15 protein-coding genes are annotated in these 17,914 nt (G+C 61.7%); 14 read left to right on the forward strand and 1 reads right to left on the reverse strand.

Annotation, left to right across the window (positions count from 1 at the left end; genetic code table 11):
- Positions 1–37: 37 nt before the first annotated feature.
- On the forward strand, positions 38–2,614 hold the full coding sequence (locus DW892_RS06285) for a DNA topoisomerase I (RefSeq protein ID WP_117766437.1): 2,577 nt from the start codon (positions 38–40) through the stop codon (positions 2,612–2,614).
- A 310-nt stretch (positions 2,615–2,924) separates the two neighbouring features.
- Positions 2,925–3,431, forward strand: coding sequence for a DUF5626 family protein (locus tag DW892_RS06290; RefSeq protein WP_147349855.1), 507 nt, complete (start codon positions 2,925–2,927; stop codon positions 3,429–3,431).
- Between the two features lie 529 nt (positions 3,432–3,960).
- Here DW892_RS06290 and DW892_RS06295 read toward each other — a convergent pair.
- The gene (locus DW892_RS06295) at positions 3,961–4,944 is read right to left on the reverse strand and encodes a zinc-ribbon domain-containing protein (RefSeq protein ID WP_117766439.1); all 984 of its coding nucleotides are present in this window, start codon (positions 4,942–4,944) and stop codon (positions 3,961–3,963) included.
- A gap of 240 nt (positions 4,945–5,184) precedes the next feature.
- Here DW892_RS06295 and tmk point away from each other — a divergent pair, with 240 nt between their 5' ends.
- The 12 genes from tmk to DW892_RS06355 all read left to right on the forward strand — a co-directional run bounded on the left by tmk (position 5,185) and on the right by DW892_RS06355 (position 17,828).
- Positions 5,185–5,868 (forward strand): dTMP kinase, encoded by a 684-nt coding sequence (tmk, locus tag DW892_RS06300; protein WP_117766441.1) that lies wholly within the window; start codon positions 5,185–5,187, stop codon positions 5,866–5,868.
- Between the two features lies 1 nt (position 5,869).
- Entirely contained in the window at positions 5,870–6,997 is a 1,128-nt protein-coding gene (locus DW892_RS06305) for an ATP-binding protein (protein ID WP_117766443.1), read from the forward strand.
- On the forward strand, positions 6,988–8,688 hold the full coding sequence (ricT, locus tag DW892_RS06310; RefSeq protein ID WP_117766445.1) for a regulatory iron-sulfur-containing complex subunit RicT: 1,701 nt from the start codon (positions 6,988–6,990) through the stop codon (positions 8,686–8,688). Before DW892_RS06305 ends, ricT begins: the two co-directional genes overlap by 10 nt.
- A 102-nt stretch (positions 8,689–8,790) precedes the next feature.
- Positions 8,791–9,597, forward strand: a complete 807-nt coding sequence (locus DW892_RS06315; protein WP_233546853.1) for a double zinc ribbon domain-containing protein — start codon at positions 8,791–8,793, stop codon at positions 9,595–9,597.
- A gap of 10 nt (positions 9,598–9,607) precedes the next feature.
- Positions 9,608–10,717 carry a hypothetical protein gene (locus DW892_RS06320; RefSeq protein WP_117766447.1) on the forward strand — a complete coding sequence of 370 codons (1,110 nt, stop codon included), beginning with the start codon at positions 9,608–9,610 and terminating at the stop codon, positions 10,715–10,717.
- A gap of 732 nt (positions 10,718–11,449) precedes the next feature.
- A complete protein-coding gene (locus DW892_RS06325; RefSeq protein ID WP_233546862.1) occupies positions 11,450–12,475 on the forward strand; it encodes an ABC transporter substrate-binding protein in 1,026 nt (341 codons plus the stop codon).
- Between the two features lie 317 nt (positions 12,476–12,792).
- The gene (gene hpf, locus DW892_RS06330; protein WP_035137685.1) at positions 12,793–13,377 is read left to right on the forward strand and encodes a ribosome hibernation-promoting factor, HPF/YfiA family; all 585 of its coding nucleotides are present in this window, start codon (positions 12,793–12,795) and stop codon (positions 13,375–13,377) included.
- 79 nt (positions 13,378–13,456) lie between these two features.
- Positions 13,457–14,410 (forward strand): DegV family protein, encoded by a 954-nt coding sequence (locus DW892_RS06335; RefSeq protein WP_117635812.1) that lies wholly within the window; start codon positions 13,457–13,459, stop codon positions 14,408–14,410.
- 98 nt (positions 14,411–14,508) lie between these two features.
- Positions 14,509–15,588 carry an NAD(P)-dependent oxidoreductase gene (locus DW892_RS06340; RefSeq protein WP_117766451.1) on the forward strand — a complete coding sequence of 360 codons (1,080 nt, stop codon included), beginning with the start codon at positions 14,509–14,511 and terminating at the stop codon, positions 15,586–15,588.
- 5 nt (positions 15,589–15,593) lie between these two features.
- Entirely contained in the window at positions 15,594–16,022 is a 429-nt protein-coding gene (locus DW892_RS06345) for a hypothetical protein (RefSeq protein ID WP_117766453.1), read from the forward strand.
- A gap of 15 nt (positions 16,023–16,037) precedes the next feature.
- The gene (locus DW892_RS06350) at positions 16,038–16,736 is read left to right on the forward strand and encodes a hypothetical protein (protein ID WP_117635810.1); all 699 of its coding nucleotides are present in this window, start codon (positions 16,038–16,040) and stop codon (positions 16,734–16,736) included.
- Between the two features lie 6 nt (positions 16,737–16,742).
- Positions 16,743–17,828, forward strand: a complete 1,086-nt coding sequence (locus DW892_RS06355) for an isocitrate/isopropylmalate dehydrogenase family protein (RefSeq protein WP_022094615.1) — start codon at positions 16,743–16,745, stop codon at positions 17,826–17,828.
- The last annotated feature ends 86 nt before the right edge of the window (positions 17,829–17,914 follow it).

The following is a 17,914-nucleotide window of genomic DNA, read 5'->3' on the forward strand; positions in this document are numbered from 1 at the left end:
CGGGCGTAGCCGCAGAGATACGAGATAGGAGCCTCTTTTGAAGCTCATCATCGCCGAGAAAAACGACGCCGCGCGTCAGATCGCCGAGCGTCTGTCCACGGGCAAGCCCAAAAAGGACAAGGTGTACAACACTGCCATCTACCGTTTTGAGTGGAAGGGCGAGGAGTGCGTGACCATCGGCCTTGCCGGTCACATCCTGGCGCCCGATTTTTGCGACAGTGTGCTGTTCGATAAAAAGCTGGGCTGGTATTCGGTCACGGAGGACGGCGAAATGCTGCCGGCCGACATGCCCGATGGCCTGGCTCGTCCGCCCTACGACACCAAGCGCAAGCCGTTTCTTGCCGACGGTATCTCCATCAAGGGCTGGAAGCTCGAGAGCCTGCCCTATCTCACCTGGGCGCCCGTCATTAAGCTGCCGGCCGAGAAAGAACTCATTCGTTCGCTCAAGAACCTCGCTAAAAAGTCCGACAGCGTCATCATCGCCACGGACTTCGATCGCGAGGGTGAGCTGATCGGTTCGGACGCTCTCAACAAGGTGCGCGAGGTCGCGCCGGACTTGCCGGTCGCCCGCGCCCAGTATTCTTCGTTTACCAAGGCCGAGATTACGCAGGCCTTCGATAATCTTGTCTCGCTCGACCAGAATCTGGCCGACGCTGGCGAGAGCCGCCAGCACATCGACCTCATTTGGGGTGCGGTGCTCACGCGCTACCTGACGCTCGCCAAGTTTGGCGGCTTTGGCAACGTGCGTTCCGCCGGCCGCGTGCAGACGCCGACGCTCGCCCTGGTGGTCGAGCGCGAGCGCGAGCGCATGGCGTTTGTGCCCGAGGACTATTGGCAGATTCGCGGCATGGGTGCCGCGCAGGGCGCTGCCGAGGACGATCGCTTTAAGATTGCCCACAAGACGGCACGTTTTACCGACAAGGATGCTGCCGAGACGGCGTATGGTCACGTCGACGGCGCCAAGACGGCAACCGTCGCCGCGGTGACCAAGCGTTCGCGTAAGCAACAGCCGCCCACGCCGTTCGCGACGACCTCGCTGCAGGCTGCCGCCGCGGCCGAGGGCATCTCGCCTGCGCGTACGATGCGCATCGCCGAGTCCCTCTACATGGCCGGTCTCATCAGCTACCCGCGTGTCGACAATACCGTGTACCCCGCGACGCTCGATCTGGGCGCCGTGGTGAGCGACCTGGCAAAGATCAACCCGGCGCTGGCGCCCGTGTGCAAAAAGGTGCTTGCCGGTCCCATGAAGCCCACACGCGGCAAGGTCGAGACCACCGACCACCCGCCTATCTACCCCACGGGCGAGGGCGATCCGTCCACGCTCGACGGCGGCCAGCGTAAGCTCTACGACCTCATCGCCCGTCGCTTCCTAGCAACACTCATGGGTCCCGCGACCATCGAGAACACCAAGCTCGAGCTCGACGTGAACGGTGAGCCGTTCGTGGCTTCGGGCGATGTGCTCGTGACCCCGGGTTTCCGCGAGGCGTATCCGTACGGACTCAAGCGCGACGAGCAGATGCCGCCGCTGGAGCAGGGCGACATGGTCGACGTGTTCGACATTAAGCTTGAGGCCAAGCAGACCGAGCCGCCCGCGCGCTACAGCCAGGGCAAGCTCGTGCAGGAGATGGAAAAGCGCGGCCTGGGCACCAAGTCCACGCGCGCGAGCATCATCGAGCGCCTGTACGCCGTGCGCTACCTCAAAAACGATCCCGTGGAGCCAAGCCAGCTGGGCATCGCCATCATCGATGCACTGACGCAGTTTGCCCCGCGCATCACGAGCCCCGATATGACCAGCGAGCTCGACGGCGACATGACTCGCGTCGAGCGCGGCGAGGACACCGAAGAGCATGTCGTGACGCACTCGCGTGCGCTGCTGGCCGGCGTGCTCGACGAGCTGCTCAAGCATACGCAGGAGCTGGGCGACGCCATCAGCGACGCCGTCACGGCCGATGCGCGCGTGGGCGCCTGCCCCAAGTGCGGCAAGGACCTGGTTATGAAGACGAGCGCCAAGACCCGCGGCAGCTTTATCGGCTGCATGGGTTGGCCCGACTGCGACGTGACCTATCCGGTGCCGAGTGGCGTCAAGGTGAGCCCGCTCGAGGGCGAGGCCGCCGTGTGCCCCGAGTGCGGCGCGCCGCGCATCAAGTGCCAGCCATTCCGCCAGAAGGCCTTCGAGATCTGCGTGAACCCCACGTGCCCCACCAACTACGAGCCCGATCTTAAGGTGGGCGAGTGCAAGGTGTGTGCCGAGGCCGGACGTCACGGCGACCTGATCGCGCACAAGAGCGAGAAGAGCGGCAAGCGCTTTATCCGCTGCACCAACTACGATGACTGCGGCGTGAGCTATCCGCTGCCGGCGCGCGGCAAGCTCGAGGCGACGGGCGAGACCTGCCCCGAGTGCGGCGCCCCCATCGTGGTGGTCAACACGGCGCGCGGTCCGTGGCGTATCTGCGTCAACATGGACTGCCCGACCAAGGAGAAGAAGCCCGCCCGCGGTCGCAAGACCACAACCAAGGCGAGCACGGCAAAGAAGACGACGGCTAAGAAAGCCACTGCCGCCAAGAAGACGACCGCGAAGAAGTCGACTGCCAAGAAAGCAGCCGCCGACAAGTAACGGCGCAGTCGAAACATTGCCCAAAAAAACGAGCGAGGACCCCGCGATCCTCGCTCGTTTTTTTGACCGGCAGTTAGGGACGTTCCTTTTCTGCCGGGCGGCGAAAGAGTGCGCCCAACGACCAGCCGTTTAAGAGCGCCCCCGATACATAGTTGTCGGAACCTGGTCGTCTGTTGATAAAAAAGAAACCGCTAACGGCCAAAATGGCGCCTTTTGCGGATTAGTTGCTGTGCCGGAAAATAAATTGTCAGAACCAGGCGATAATTAAATTGCCGCGGCTGTCGTTACATATGACACGTGACAGGAGGACATGATGAAAAAAATGCCCAAGTTGTTGTTAGCAATGGTTGTCCTATTTTTCGCCACCGGATTTATTTTATTGCCCTCCGCAAATGCTTCTGAGTATTTGACGCCCGCCGACGCATGCTTCGATTTGAATGATGGGCCGAAACAAGAACGTACTATCGAGCTGTCAGATGGCTCTACAGGTGTTTTTGGGATAGAGAAAGAGCAAGCTGATGTTGCCCCGATTTGGGACGGCTACTACAACGCTACTGATGGGAATTGGAAGGTTTATTTCTATACTGGAGTGCTCGATGCTGAGTACTGGATATCAATCAAGAACTACAACATTACATCGTGGTGGGGCCATAAAGCATCTTCCGTTGGCGGTGCCTTATCGAATTTCAGTAAGAGTTTTTCTTCCAAACGAACAAAGTGGAGCTTTCTTTTTACCGGAGTAGGCGGTATGGCGTCTGCGACTTATACTCTTGGAGCTGAAATAAATGGCTCTCGGCTGCATACATATCTAGCGTGATTCAATATGGGCGTGTTGGGCAAGATCAACATTGGCGGAGAGGTTTCCCTCCTGGCAATAGTTCTGGTTGAGATCGGGATCGTCGCTGCGGTGATCTATCTCGTTTGCAAGTTGATAAAGGCTCTCAAAAAGGTTATTGAACGAACCAAACAAGAGTAGGCGGTCAGTCCGCTCGATTTCGAATCCATTTCAGCGGGTGCCATCCTCTCTGTCTGCTTATCTGTGGGCGGAGAGGATTTTTCTATGACTGAGACCGCATCAGCGCCAAATCCACGCCTATCCACGACCCGTCACCTGGGGACGTTCCTTTCCAGCCGGTGCTTGGGGAGACTCCTTGCCACCCGGTCGTCGTGGATGTTCTTAAACGACTAGCGATCGGGGACAGCCCTTGCCGATTGGCCGGTTTGCCGTCCGGGTTGGCAAGGACTGTCCTTTTCTGCCGGCAGTTTAGGAACGTCCCCAACTGCCGCCTCAGGTAGTCATTGGGGACGTTCTTTAATGACTAGTCGTTTAAGAACGTCGCATGCGACTAGTTCACCTCGACAGGCTTAGCGCCGGGATAGCGCTCCTCAAAGTCTAGGCGGTACTTATTGTCATTGGTGCCCGCCACGTTGTCGCGTGACAGCGGCGCCACGATCTCATTCTTGTGGTCCGCGGGCTTGGCGTATTTCAGGCTGATCTCCCAGGCATCGCAGATCGCGTCGATGCGGTGGTCCAGGTCGTCATACAGGGCAACGATGTCTTTCCAGGAGCTGTAGTTCTTAGAGCTCGTCGGGACGTCCAGGTCCTCGACGATGTCGTAATACTGCTCGATGGTGTCCTCCGTGCGCTCGGCGACGTCGGCGAGATTTTGACGGGTGGTTCGATCCTCTTCCAAATAGCTGCCGTTGAAGTTCTGCGCGCAGCCACGGACGTAGTTGTCGAGGTCTTCGAGCAGGTCGTAGTATTCGCTCAGTCGGCGGTAGAGGTTCTGCTCGGAGAGCGTTGCTTCGCCGCCATCCTCGTCGTCATCGTCATCATCGTCGTACAGGCTGTTGGGATCGCCGAGAGGCTTTAGGTCATCGTCGTCGACGTCATGGTGCAGCTTAGCTACCTCGGCAGTCGTCTGCGTGGCGGCGTTGTCGAAAGGCTTGATCACAAAGAAAACGACCAGGGCGATGATGATCGCCACCAGCACAACGATAACGGCGATAAGCGGCCCGGTGCCGCTCTTTTTGGGAGCGGGGGTCTGTGGCGAAGCGGGCGCGTATGCGGGAGCCGGCTGCTGTTGGGGCGAGCCGCTCGCGACGGGTATGCGCTGCGTGGTCTCGACGGCCGCGGGGCTTGCGGCGGGGTCGGGGCGATAGGCGAGGGGGTCGTCCACCTTGGCTTGCGGCGTATCGAGGGAGCCGGTCTGCTCAAAAGCGGGCTGGCTATCGCTCGCGGTTGTTTGCTCAACGGGTGCACCGCACGAGGTGCAGAACTTGGCATCATCTGCAAGAAGCTTGCCGCACGAGGCGCAATACCGAGACATTGCCACTCCTTTCGCCACATTTCAATGCAATACGACGATTATACCCAGCGTCCAAAATTCCCCATCATAAGTTGCGGTGAAATAGGGACTGTTTGGCGGTCTCAGAGCTTCAATCAGTCCCTATTTCACCGCAACTTTGGAAAGGCACCTTTAGCCGTTGGGGACTCACCGAGCACTGGGGTATCATGGCTTGGTTGCTATAAATCGCATTTACGCGCCTTGTAGGAAGGGGCTGCGCCCATGGCTTTTGAGCCCGCTCAACATAGCTTTATCACGCTCGAGGGCGTCGATGGCGCCGGCAAGTCCACGCAGGCGCGCCTGCTTGCCCGCGCTCTTGAACTCGCTGGCTACCAGGTTGTGAGCCTGCGCGAGCCGGGCGGTACCGCCATCAGCGAAAAGATCCGTGCTCTGCTGCTCGACCCCGCCAACACGGCGATGGGTGACACCTGCGAGCTGCTGCTCTACGAGGCCGCGCGTGCCCAGCTGGTGCACGAGGTCATCGCCCCCGCCCTTGCGGCCGGCAAGGTGGTCCTGTGCGACCGTTTCTACGATTCCACGACCTGCTATCAGGCGTTTGCCGATGGCCTCGACCGTCAGATGGTACGCGATGCCAACAACCTGGCTGTCGCCGGTACGCATCCGGCGCTCACGCTCGTCTACCACATCACACCCGAGCAGGCGGCGTTACGCATGGCAGCCCGTGGCGCGGCAGATCGCATGGAGGCAAAAGGCATGGCCTTCCAAGAGCGCGTCTACCAGGGATTTTGCGCCATTGCCGCCGAGGAACCAAACCGCGTAAAGCTCATCGACGCGACCGCGTCCATCGAGGACGTCTTCGCGCAGACGGTCGAGCAGGTTCGCACCTACGGCCTCGACATTTCCCAGGACGCCGTCACCGCCGCGCTTGCCCAGGAGGCCGAGTAACATGGCCCCCGCTCAGGCAAGCCTGCTGGCCAAGCTCGACACCCAAGAGCGCGTGCGCGACTTTTTGACCAATGCCGTCGCCAGCGGTCGCGCATCGCACGCCTACCTGTTTTTGGGCGCGCCCGGCGCGGGCAAGCTCGACGCCGCGTGGGCGCTCGCCCAAGCCTTCCTGTGCGAGCAGGATGGCTGCGGCTCATGCGACAGCTGCGTGCGCGTCGCCCGTCATACGCACCCCGACGTGCACTATTACACGCCCGAGAGCGCCACGGGCTACCTCATCGCCCAGACCCGCGAGCTGCTCGATGACGTGCCTCTGGCGCCCATCCGTGCCAAGGCCAAGGTCTACATCATCGACCGTGCCGAGCAACTGCGCGCCAACACCGCCAACGCACTGCTCAAAACGCTCGAGGAGCCGCCCGAGGGCGTTATGTTCATCTTGCTGGGCACCTCGGCAGACGTGATGTTGCCCACCATCGTGAGCCGCTGCCAGTGCGTGCCGTTTCGGCTGGTATCGCCCGCCGTCGCCGCGCAGGCCGTGAGTCGCGCCACCGGTCAGGACCTTGCGCGTTGCCGCATGGCCGTCGCCGTGGCGGGAAGCCCCACGCGTGGCATCGAGTTCCTTAAGAGCGCCGAGCGCCAGGACGCTCGCCGTCAGATGGTCCGTGCCATCGACTCACTCATCGCCGCCGACGAGGCCGACGTGCTCAGCCGCGCCAAGTCACTCATCGTTGCCGTTAAGGCGCCGCTCGCCGAGGTCAAGTCCACGCAGGAAAAGGTGCTCGAGCAAAACGCCGACTACCTGTCGCGTGGAGCATTGAAGCAGCTTGAGGACCGCAACAAGCGCGAACTCAACGCGCGCGAGCGTTCGGGTATCATGGAAGCGCTGGCGAGCGCGCGGACGCTCATGCGCGACGTGCTGCTGACACTTCAGGACGAGGCAGCCGACGTGGTGAACGAGGATGTGCGCGACACGATCGGTCGGCTTGCCGCCGCGACCAATGTTGCGGGTGCCACCCAGGCGCTCGAGGCGGTCGCGACCGCCGAGCGCAACATCGCCAGAAACGTTACTCCCCAGCTGGCCATCGAGGTCATGCTGTTCGATATCAGGAAGGCACTGAAATGCCGTTAGTCGTACCCGTTAAGTTTACCTACGCCTCGCGCGACCTGTGGTTTGACCCGCAGGACCTGGATATCCTCGAGGCCGATTATGCCATTTGCTCCACCGAGCGCGGAACCGAGATCGGCTTGGTTACGGCCGATCCCTTCGAGGTGCCGCAAGACGAGATCGGTCAGCCGCTCAAGCCCGTGCTGCGCGTGGCGAGCGACATTGACCTGCAGCTTGCCGACGATCTTGCCATCCAGGGCGACGAGGCCATGGTCGATTTCCGCCGTCTGGTCAAAGAACTCGACCTCGAGATGAAGCCGGTCGGCGTCGAGTACCTGTTTGGCGGCGAGAAGGCCGTGTTCTACTTTGCGGCCGAGGAGCGCGTCGATTTTCGCCAGCTCGTCAAGGACCTGTCCTCGACGCTGCACATTCGCGTCGACATGCGCCAGATCGGCGTGCGCGACGAGACCCGCCTGGTGGGCGGCTATGCCCAGTGCGGACAGGAGCTCTGCTGCACGCGCTTTGGCGGACAGTTTGAGCCCGTCTCGATCCGCATGGCAAAAGAGCAGGACCTGCCGCTCAATTCCTCCAAGATCAGCGGCGTGTGTGGCCGCCTGATGTGCTGCCTGCGCTACGAGTTCGAGGCCTACAAGGACTTTAAGAGCCGCGCGCCCAAAAAGAAGACGCTCATCGATACGCCGCTCGGCAAGGCGCGTATTCAGGAATATGACACGCCGCGCGAGCAGCTGGTGCTGCGCCTGGAGAACGGCAAGGTCTTTAAGGTCAACCTGGCCGATATGACCTGCTCGGAGGGCTGCAAGAAGAAGGCTGCCGAGCAGGGCTGCAATTGCCGCCCCGACTGCGTGACGCGCGATGTGCTCGAGCGCATCGAGTCGCCCGAGATGCGCCTGGCGCTCATGGAACTCGATCGCGAGAACGGCGTCGACGTGGGCGATGGCCTGTCGAGTGCCGACCGTCTGGCCGGTACGTCGATGCCCAAGCGCCGTCGTCGCGATGCCGAATCCGATGCTCGCGCCGGTCAGGGTCAGGGCGAGGGCCGTGGCCGCGGAAAGGGCCGCGGCAAGGCCGAGGCGCCTGAGGCCGAGGGGGCGGCCGATGGCCGTCGCCGCCGCAAGCGCGCGGGCTCGGGCGATGCTACCGAGGCTGCAGCCGCGGGCAAGAACGCCTCTCGCGAGCGCGAGGTTCAGCAGCCCCAGCAGCAGAATCGCGGCGGTGGCATGAACCCCACACGTCGCCGCCGCCGTCATCTGTCGAGCGAGGAGCGCGAGGACGCCTTCCGCGCCGCAGCTGCTCGCGAGGCTGGTGCCGCTTCCAAGGGTGGTTCGGGCTCCGATGCGCCTGCCGACAAGGGTAGCAAGCAGCGCAACGATGACGAGCGCGCGCCGCGTCCGCGCCGTCGCCATTCCTCGGGCGCGCAACAGAAGCCCTCAGTGCCCTCCGTGGCCGATCAGGTCTCGGATGGCGAGGTCAAGGTCACGCGCCGTCGTCCCGGAGATGGCGGGGGAGCGGCTGCTAAGGCTTCGCGTGGCGCCGCTCGCGACGAGCGCGAGCCGCGCGAGGATCGCGGTGGCGAGGGCTCGGCCGACCAGGGTCAAAAGCGCCGTCGCCGTCGCCGTTCCCGCAAGCCGCGCCAGGATGGTGGCGAGGGCTCGACCCCGTCTTCGTCCGCACCACAACCGCCCGCCGGCGAATAACGCCCGCGAGCGGATTTAGCCCGCCTTGCCCCGAGCGCATCGGGGTATCATAGCGCCGAATCAACAACCCTCCCTGCGACCGAATGTAGGGAGGGTTGTGTCTTGAAGAGCCATCTGAACATATCGAGCCGTCTGCAAGGTGCCGGCATCCTACCGTTTGCGGACGAATTGCTACCGTTTGCCGAGCGGGCGGCACGCGAGGCGCTTGAGGCATTGTCGCCAACACGCTGTGCCGGCTGCGAGCGCGCCGGTGCGCTTATTTGCCAAGACTGCCTGGCCGCGCTCACGCTCATCGACCCGCGTCATAGCTGTACCCGATGCGGCGCCCCGTTTGGGGATTTGCTGTGCACTGAGTGTTCGGTCGAGGGCACGTCCTCGGCAATGGCGGAGGCGCTCGACCGCTGCCTGGCGTGCGCCGTCTATGCGCATCCGCTGCCGCGCATCATTAAAGCGTACAAGGATGCGGGCGAGCGACGTCTGGCTCCGTATCTGGCGGAGCTGCTCTACGACACCGCCCTGCATGCCCAGGTCGTAGCTCCCGAACGCTTAGGAGGTGTGCTGTCCGGTGCGGATGCGGTGGTGTTTGTGCCTGCGACGGCGGCAGCGTTTCGGCGGCGTGGTTTTGATCATATGGAGGCTATTGCGCGCCCATTTTGCGAGCTGTCGGGTGTTCCCCTGCTCGATGCTCTCGTCAAGTACGGGCATGGCGACCAGCGCGAACTCGGTCGTGAGGAGCGCCGCGAGCGTGCCCAAGGCATGTACGAGACGGTTGAGGACGTGCACGGCCGCCGCTTGCTGCTTATCGATGACGTTATCACCACGGGTGCGACGATGGCCGCGGCTTCGGCGGAACTCAAGCGCGCCGGCGCCGCAGCAGTCGATGGCCTCGCTATCGCACGCGTTTGGTAGGGGTGGTTTTGTGGCAGTGAAGATTGAGCGGCGCAACGAGCCGACAGACGAACAGCTAGCGGCTTCCGTAATCCTAACAGGCGCCTCGGCGCTACGCATGATGCGCGCCGAGCGCCGACAAATGGGTTACATCAGCTGGAGGGACCTCGATCCCGATGAAGAGCGCCGTGTGCTGTGCACGTCGTCGCCCTCGACCGAGGACATCTATCTTCCCGACTTGGTGCGGATTGGGGCCGCAGGCGGCGAGGTGCAAGAAGATCTTTGCTTGCTGGTGGGATCTGCGGCGCAGCGCCGCCGCATGCCTGGCGTGGGCTGGTCCGTATGCTCTGGGTTGCCCGCCGGCTCGATTCTAGAGGTGGAACCGGGGGTGTACAGTCTATCTCCCGAGGCCCTTTGTGTTGCCGTCGCCCGCGAGGTCGGCTGTATCCAGGCATTTGCCCTGGCCCAGGAGCTGTGCTCTAAGATTTCGCTGAGTGACCGCGGGAAGTATCTGCCTCCCTACACCTCGCCTGTTGTGAATAGACTTGCAAAGGACAAGGACCAACCGGCAGACGTGGGCTACTTTGAAGTCGAGCCAGTGCTGACACCCGCTCGCTTGGCAGATTACCTCGCGGCATGCAAGGGGAACGCGGCCAAGCAGCTGCGGCGGCTGTGCCCCTATCTGTCAGAAAACCTGCGCTCACCCATGGAGTGCATCATGCTCGCCCTGTTTTCGCTTCCGTTTTCCTATGGCGGATTTGCCTGCGGTCCCTTTAAGACCGACTACAAGATCGAGTTCGATGACCGCGCGCAGGCAATCTCGGGGATGCCGCATGCAGTTTGCGATGCGTATCAGGAAGCAGCCCGGTTTGACCTGGAATACAACGGCGAGCTGGGCCATTCCTCTCGGAGGGGACGTATCCATGATGAAAAGCGCAACACGGGCTTGATTACTATGGGAATCGAGGTCGCGACGGTCAACAACGAAATGCTCTGTGACATGGAAGCGGTGGAAGCGCTCGCATGGCGCGTGCACCAGCGTATGCGAAAGCGGTACCGGAATCGTGTCGATGCCCGCAGGAAGAAGCAAGAGGCGTTGCTTAACACGCTGCGGGCGTGTTTTGGGCTTAAGCCGGTCTAATTTGCGACGAAAATAGGGGGTTAATCATATACCCTGGCCAAAATATGGCAAATATGAGTACTGTCACTAAATCAGTAACAGCAAAATCAAGGAATTTTGGACTCGGAGGCGGCGTAAAGTAAGAAGATAATAAACAAATGTAGAATAACTAAGCATCAGGTTGGCGACACTGAGCGCAAAATCTGTCCGAGAGGCCAAAATTGCCTGTTACTAAATTGGTGGCAGTACTCATATTTGCCATATTTTGACCGGGGCACCCTAAGAAGGGCGCCCCGGAGCTCCCCGTAGGGGAGCTCCGGGCTTCATAGGGGCATGAATAGCCCACTCCGACCTGCAAAATCTGTGCGCGCGATGCGAATGACGCCCTTAACCTTAAACTTCAGCTTGAACTTAGCTATAATGCGCTACGTTCCTACCAGGCTGTGGTTGCGGACGGACGAAATGCCCGTCCTAGTCCAAGACAGACGCGGTCAAAGGGATCCACGTAAGCGACCGCGTGCGCGCGGCGCGATCATGGCGCGTCCTAGATGTAAGCCGCACCGTCCGTTCTACTTTCTTTGGGGCAATACCGCCTCGCGGGCGAGCGGGTCAGTCGTGAAGGTGGCTGCGGCCTCCCGAGCAAACACCCCGGTGCGCAAGTGTGGGGTCAAATACCAGGTCAGCTGGTGGGAACAATCTGATATTCCGCGCAACGCACGGATCGTATACGACACAGAAGGCAGGGTAGTGGACATGGTGAGGGGCAGCTTGATGCACGCGGCTCGGTTAGGTGCTGGGACCGCAGCGGTCATCGCCGTTTTGGGCCTGAGCGGATGCGCGTTCAACCCGCTGTCTACGTTCACGACTCCCACGATCGACCAGATCGAGTACGAGACCGTCACGCCCACGGTGTCGGATGATGCCCTGGTCACTCCCGGTACCCTGACGGTTGCCCTCGATACCTCCGATGCGCCGCAGGCCATGCAGGGCGCTGACGGCGAGCTCACGGGGTATGCAGTCGACGCTGCCCGCGCCCTCGCAAGCCGTATGGGCCTTAAGGTCGCCTTTGTCGATGCGTCCTCGGCAGGTTCCGCGCTCGGCGACAAAAAGGCTGATATCTTTATCGGCGAGATCAACTCCACGGACGGGGACGTTAGCTCGCTCGGCACCTGCCTGTACGATGCCGCTTCCGTGTTCGGTAAAACCAGCGATGGTGGGTCGCTAAGCGTTTCCACCGATACCCTTAACACGTCTACTCTGGGTGTCCAGATGTCCTCGGCCTCGCAGGAGGCGCTTGCTAAGCAGAGCATCGCCGCCAACCAAAAGACTTACTCCAACATCAACGAGTGCTTTGAGGCACTCGAGTCCGGCGAGGTCGACTATGTAATCTGCGACTCCACGGCCGGCGGCTACCTTGCACGCCTGATGAGCGAGGTCTCCTATGCCGGTTCGCTCGAGGCGCCCTCGACGCTTGGTGTTGCGGGCCTCTCGTCCAATGACGAACTGTGCCGTGCCGTGAGCGATGCCCTCGACGGTATTACGGCCGACGGCACGCTCGAGGCGGTCCACTCTGTCTGGTATGGCAGGATGCCCTACGACCTCACCACTAAGACGGTTTCGGGCGCTAACGTGCAGCCGGGCGACTCTGAGTCCAGTGAGACCGCATCCTCCGACAGCGAGTCCTCCGATTCCAACAATGAGACCGCATCCTCCGAAGACAAATCGTCCAGCCAGGAAGGCACCATCACCGACGACGACATTAACAAACTTAATAGCTAGTTATTGCTAGGGGTGGTGTCTCCTATACGTTGGAAAGGACGCCTCTTCACGGTTTCAACACGCACTGCCGGGCTTCCCCAATAGGGGAGCCCGGCTTTTTCATCCCTATAAAACCAGCAGGTCAAAGCCAATTTTCGGGACCAAATACAAAGCCGTCGGCTCCCTTCTATAGCGCACTTTGCCACAGAAAAGTGCGAGACTTCGGTATGCGGTATCAAGCAATCGTTATTCGGGTCTTTGGGAATCCGCGTGATTAAATGCACGGCAATGGGTACATAGCCAGTACAGTAAGTCCCCGAGGCAGATTGGAGCCACGTATGGATATCAAGGTTTCTGGACGCAAGACGACGGTAACCGATGCTCTGCGTGCGCATGTGGATGAGAAGATCGGCGAGGCGCTCAAGGTTTTCGATATCGAGCCCATGACGGTCGACGTTGTACTTCGCTATGAGAAGAACCCCTCGAACCCCAACCCGGCAATCGTCGAGGTTACGGTTCGCGCCCGCGGTTCGGTGATTCGCGTTGCCGAGCATGGTGCAGATATGTACGCCGCCATCGACCTCTCCGCCGATAAGGTCACCCGCCAGCTGCGCAAGTTCAAGACCAAGGTTGTGGACAACCGCCAGGGTGGTGCCAGCGCAGCGGATGTTGCACCGGTCGAGCGTGTCGAGGATCTGGCCGACCTGCTGCTGCCCGAGGAGGAGGACGACCTGCTCGTCCGCGAGAAGGTTATCGACGTCACCCCGATGACTGAGGAGCAGGCGCTGGTGCAGACCGATCTGCTGGGCCACGACTTCTACGTGTTCGAGAACGCGACGACCGGTCTCATCAATGTGGTGTATCACCGTAAGAATGGTGGATATGGCATCATCAAGCCCCGCATCGAAACACTTGACGAGTAAAATACGTTAACTTGCATGAGTTAACGGTTGGCGGCCATCCCATGCGGGTGGCCGCCTTTTTACGTAAGGAGTCGCTTTGATGGACAAGGCCGCATCCGCCGGTCATTCGGACCGTTGCCGCATCGTCGTCGATACCTGCTGCGACTTTAGCCCCGAGGTCGCCGCGAACCTCGATGTCGATATCTTGGGTTTCCCCTTCATTATCGATGGCGAGGAGCGCACGGATGACATCTGGTCGAGCATCACACCCAAGGAGTTTTACGATCGCATGCGCGCCGGTGCCCGCGTGTCCACCTCGGCTGTGTCGCTCGGTCGCTATATCGAGTTCTTTACCGAGTGCGCCAAAGAGGGCACGCCCACGGTCTACCTGTGCTTTACCTCGGCGCTGTCGTCGAGCTACAACTCCGCGTGCCAGGCGGCGGACGCCGTGCGTGCCGAGTATCCCAACTTTGAGCTGTACGTGGTCGACAACGCTCTGCCCTGCGCGACCGGCGCGCTCTTGGCGCTCGAGGCCGTGCGCCAGCGTTCGGCGGGACTGACCGCCAAGCAGCTGGTCGACTGGGCAAACGAGGCTAAGACCTATGTCCACGGTTACTTTACGCTCGAGAGCTTTGACGCGCTGGCTGCCGGCGGCCGCATTCCGCCCGCGGCGGCACAGCTCACGGCAAAGCTCGACGTCAAACCCGAGCTGTCCTACGACCTGGCCGGCTCGCTGTCGCTGATCGGCGTCAACCGCGGTCGCAAGAAGGCGCTCAAGTCCATTCTCAAGTCGTTCCGCGAGAACTATGTGCCCGATCGCACCATGCCCATCGCCATTATGACGGCCGATGCCGAAAAGGACGGCGACTGGCTCGAAGCCGCCATCCGCAAGGAGGAGGGTTGCGCCGACGTCACGATCATTCGCAGCTCCGTGGGTCCCACCATTGGCTCGCACGTGGGCCCCGGCATGGTGGCCTGCGCGTTTTGGGGTAAGAACCGCGCCGACAAGGCGTCGCTTTCCGACCGCATCGCCCGCCGCGTGCGCGGTCAGTAGGCAAGTAACGCGGCCGTAATCGATCCCAACTCACAGCCCAAACGCTGGCACCGAGTATTCAACCTGGTAATAACACCCAACCCAAAAGGAAAGGTTTCATGGCAAACAAGCTCTCTGTCGCATTTATCGGCACCGGAATCATGGGTGCCCCCATCGCCGGCCACATTCTGGACGCCGGCTATCTCGTCACGGTCAACAACCGCACTAAGTCCAAGGCGGCGGCGCTTATCGAGCACGGCGCAGTCTGGGCCGATACGCCGGCAGATGCCGTGGCGAACGCCGACGTCGTCTTTACCATGGTGGGTTATCCCTCCGAGGTCGAGGAGCTCTACCTGGCGGGCGACGGCCTGCTGGCCTGCACTAAGCCCGGCGCGGTGCTGATCGACCTCACCACGAGCTCGCCCGAGCTCGCCCGTGACATTGCCGAGGCCGCCCAGGTTTCCGGCCGCATGGCGTTTGACTGCCCCGTCACCGGCGGCGAGTCGGGTGCTATCGCCGGCACGCTTACGGCTATCGTTGGCGCTACCGAAAACGACATCGCGCCGGTCCGCGACATCCTTGCCACCTTTGCGGCCAACATCTGCTGCTTCGACGGTGCCGGCAAGGGCCAGGCTGCCAAGCTCGCCAACCAGGTGTCGCTGGGCGCCTGCATGGTCGGCATGGCAGACGCCATGGCATTTGCCGAGCTGGGCGGCCTTGATCTGGAGAAGACCCGTCAGATGATCCTGGGCGGTACCGGCAAGTCCGGCGCCATGGAGAGCCTGGCTCCCAAGGCGCTCGACGGCGACTACAAGCCCGGCTTTATGGTCGAGCACTTCATTAAGGACCTGCGTCTGGCGCTCGCCTACGCCGATGACCGCGAGCTCGCGCTGCCCGGCGCCGACGTTGCCTTTACGCTCTACGACATGCTCGACGCCATCGGTGGCGCCAAACTGGGCACCCAGGCCATCACGGTCCTCTACAAGGAGGAGGCCGATGCCATCGCCGCCGGTCTGGACTGGTCGCAGTATCGTCCCGAAGAGCACGGTGCTCACGAGGACGGCTGCGGTTGCGGCGAGCACGGCGACGACCATGAGTGCGGTTGCGGCCACCATCACGGCAAGGACCACGAGTGCTGCGGCGGCCACGGCCATGACGACGGCCACGAGTGCTGCTGCGGCCACCATCACGGGGAGTAGCGCCCATGAACTGGACGTTCGTGGTGCTTGCGCTGGTGCTCTTTCTCTTTGCGATCTACATCGGCTTTTTGTGCGGCCAGTGGGCCTGCGAAAAGCGCGTCATCACCAAACGCGACTACTGGATCGCCAACTTTGCAGGAGCGGCGGCAGTCGTCCTGCTGACCTGGGTGTTCTCGCTGTTCCCGCTGGTGCAGTTTGCGCCGATCGGCTGGCTCGGCGGCTTTATCGCCGGCCTTAAGATGAGCTTTGGCGAGTCCGTCGGTCCGTGGCGCAAGCACGACGAGGTCTTTAACGTCAACAAAGCCCATCGTGCCGCCGCCGACGCGGGCGATGCCGAGGAGCGCCGCCGTGCGCGTCGCAATGGCGCGGCCGACCGACAGCTCATCTCGATCACCGATGACAGCAAGGGTGCCGACAAGCACGCTAAGAAATAGTAAGAAGAGGTAACTATGGCAGAAAACAAAGACGAACAGCTCACCGACGAGGAGCTGGCACAGCTTCAGCTGGCAGAGGAGAACGAGAACGCCGTCGACCGCCTGGTCCAGGAGCTCGGCTGCCCCACGCGCCGCATCCGCCAGTTTGCCGCCCGCGTGCTGCACTTGCTTGCCGAGCGCGATCCGCAGCGCGTCGTGCCCTGCGTGCCCGCGCTGATCGAGGCGCTCGATCGCCCCGAGGCGCAGACCCGCTGGGAGGCCCTCGATGCCTTGGCGGCGCTCGCCACCACCTGCCCCGAGCAGCTGGGCGATGCCTTTGAGGGCGCCGAGACCGCGCTGTTCGACGAGATTTCCTCCACGCTGCGCTATGCCGCCTTCCGCCTGCTGTGCGTGTGGGGCGCCACGAGCGTCGAGCGTTCGCGCGAGGCTTGGCCCATCCTGGACGAGGCCATCCAGTGCTACCACGGTGACCTTGAGTATCGTGACATGCTCGGTTGCCTGTACGAGTTTGGTCAGGGCGAGATCGACGCCGAGGTTGCCGAGAAGCTTGCGCTGCGCCTTAAGTTCGATGCCGAGAACGGTAAGGGCAGCTATCTCAAGGCCCGTTCGAGCGAGATTTGCGAAATGCTTGTTAAACGTTTTGGCCTGGATCTCTCCAAAAAGAAGAAGCGTGCTAGCGTTAAAAAATCTGACGACGCCGAAGACGAGGAGTAACAGATTATGGCGCACGATGTAGTCCTGATTCCCGGTGACGGTATCGGTCCCGAGATTACGCAGGCCATGCGCCGCGTGGTCGAGGCCACCGGTGTCCAGATTAACTGGAATGTCCAGGAGGCCGGCGCCGGCGTCATGGACGAGTTTGGCACGCCGCTGCCCCAACATGTGCTCGATGCGGTTGCCGAGACTAAGGTCGCCATCAAGGGGCCCATCACCACGCCGGTCGGCACGGGTTTCCGCAGCGTCAATGTTGCTCTGCGTAAGCACTTCGATCTGTACGCCTGCGTGCGCCCCTGCCTGTCGCAGCCGGGCGACGGCTCGCGCTTCCGTGACGTCGACCTGGTCATCGTGCGCGAGAACACCGAGGACCTCTACGCCGGTATCGAGTTCGATGAGGGCGCTGCCGAGGTCGAGGAGCTTTCGCAGCTCGTCGAGCGCTCGGGCCAGAAGACCTTCGCCGCGGATTCCGCCATCTCGATCAAACCCATCTCCATCGCCAAGAGCCGCCGCATTGTGGAGTACGCCTTTGAGTACGCCCGCCGTTGCGGTCGCAAAAAGGTGACGGCCGTGCACAAGGCCAACATCATGAAGGCAACCGACGGCCTGTTCCTGCGCGTTGCGCGCGAGGTGGCCGCCAACTATCCCGACATTGAGTTCAACGACAAGATCGTCGACGCCACCTGCATGGGCCTGGTCCAGAACCCCAACGACTTCGATGTCCTGGTGCTGCCCAACCTGTACGGCGACATCGTGAGCGACCTGTGCGCCGGCCTGGTGGGCGGCTTAGGGATGGCCCCCGGCTCCAACATCGGTGCCGACTGTGCCATCTTTGAGGCGACGCACGGCTCCGCTCCCGATATTGCTGGTCAGGATATCGCCAACCCCACGGCCGAGATTCTCTCTGCCGCGATGATGCTCGATCACCTAGGCGAGAACGACGCGGCCAATCGCATTCGTGCCGCCGTCTCTGCCACGCTCGACGAGGGCGAGCAGGTTACCGGTGACGTGCGTCGTGCCCAGACCGGCTCCGTTGAGGGCGCTGTGGGTACGCAGGCATTTGCCGATGCCGTTATCGCGCACCTGGCCTAAGGCATGCACACTGCAAACGCCTAAATAGTACTTAAGTGTTTGCGTATAACCTAAGAATCAATACGCCCGGCGCTCTGTCGGGCGTA

This window comes from Collinsella sp. AM40-7AC, assembly GCF_003468125.1.
GTDB classification, from domain to species: Bacteria; Actinomycetota; Coriobacteriia; order Coriobacteriales; family Coriobacteriaceae; genus Collinsella; species Collinsella aerofaciens_O.

Coding starts and splice junctions, on each gene's coding strand:
- DW892_RS06335 (WP_117635812.1), top strand. CDS start 13,457: ATGGACAAGGCCGCATCCGCCGGTCATTCGGACCGTTGCCGCATCGTC.
- DW892_RS06340 (WP_117766451.1), top strand. CDS start 14,509: ATGGCAAACAAGCTCTCTGTCGCATTTATCGGCACCGGAATCATGGGT.
- DW892_RS06325 (WP_233546862.1), top strand. CDS start 11,450: ATGGTGAGGGGCAGCTTGATGCACGCGGCTCGGTTAGGTGCTGGGACC.
- ricT (WP_117766445.1), top strand. CDS start 6,988: ATGCCGTTAGTCGTACCCGTTAAGTTTACCTACGCCTCGCGCGACCTG.
- DW892_RS06355 (WP_022094615.1), top strand. CDS start 16,743: ATGGCGCACGATGTAGTCCTGATTCCCGGTGACGGTATCGGTCCCGAG.
- DW892_RS06295 (WP_117766439.1), bottom strand. CDS start 4,944: ATGTCTCGGTATTGCGCCTCGTGCGGCAAGCTTCTTGCAGATGATGCC.
- DW892_RS06290 (WP_147349855.1), top strand. CDS start 2,925: ATGATGAAAAAAATGCCCAAGTTGTTGTTAGCAATGGTTGTCCTATTT.
- DW892_RS06345 (WP_117766453.1), top strand. CDS start 15,594: ATGAACTGGACGTTCGTGGTGCTTGCGCTGGTGCTCTTTCTCTTTGCG.
- DW892_RS06350 (WP_117635810.1), top strand. CDS start 16,038: ATGGCAGAAAACAAAGACGAACAGCTCACCGACGAGGAGCTGGCACAG.
- DW892_RS06305 (WP_117766443.1), top strand. CDS start 5,870: ATGGCCCCCGCTCAGGCAAGCCTGCTGGCCAAGCTCGACACCCAAGAG.
- hpf (WP_035137685.1), top strand. CDS start 12,793: ATGGATATCAAGGTTTCTGGACGCAAGACGACGGTAACCGATGCTCTG.
- tmk (WP_117766441.1), top strand. CDS start 5,185: ATGGCTTTTGAGCCCGCTCAACATAGCTTTATCACGCTCGAGGGCGTC.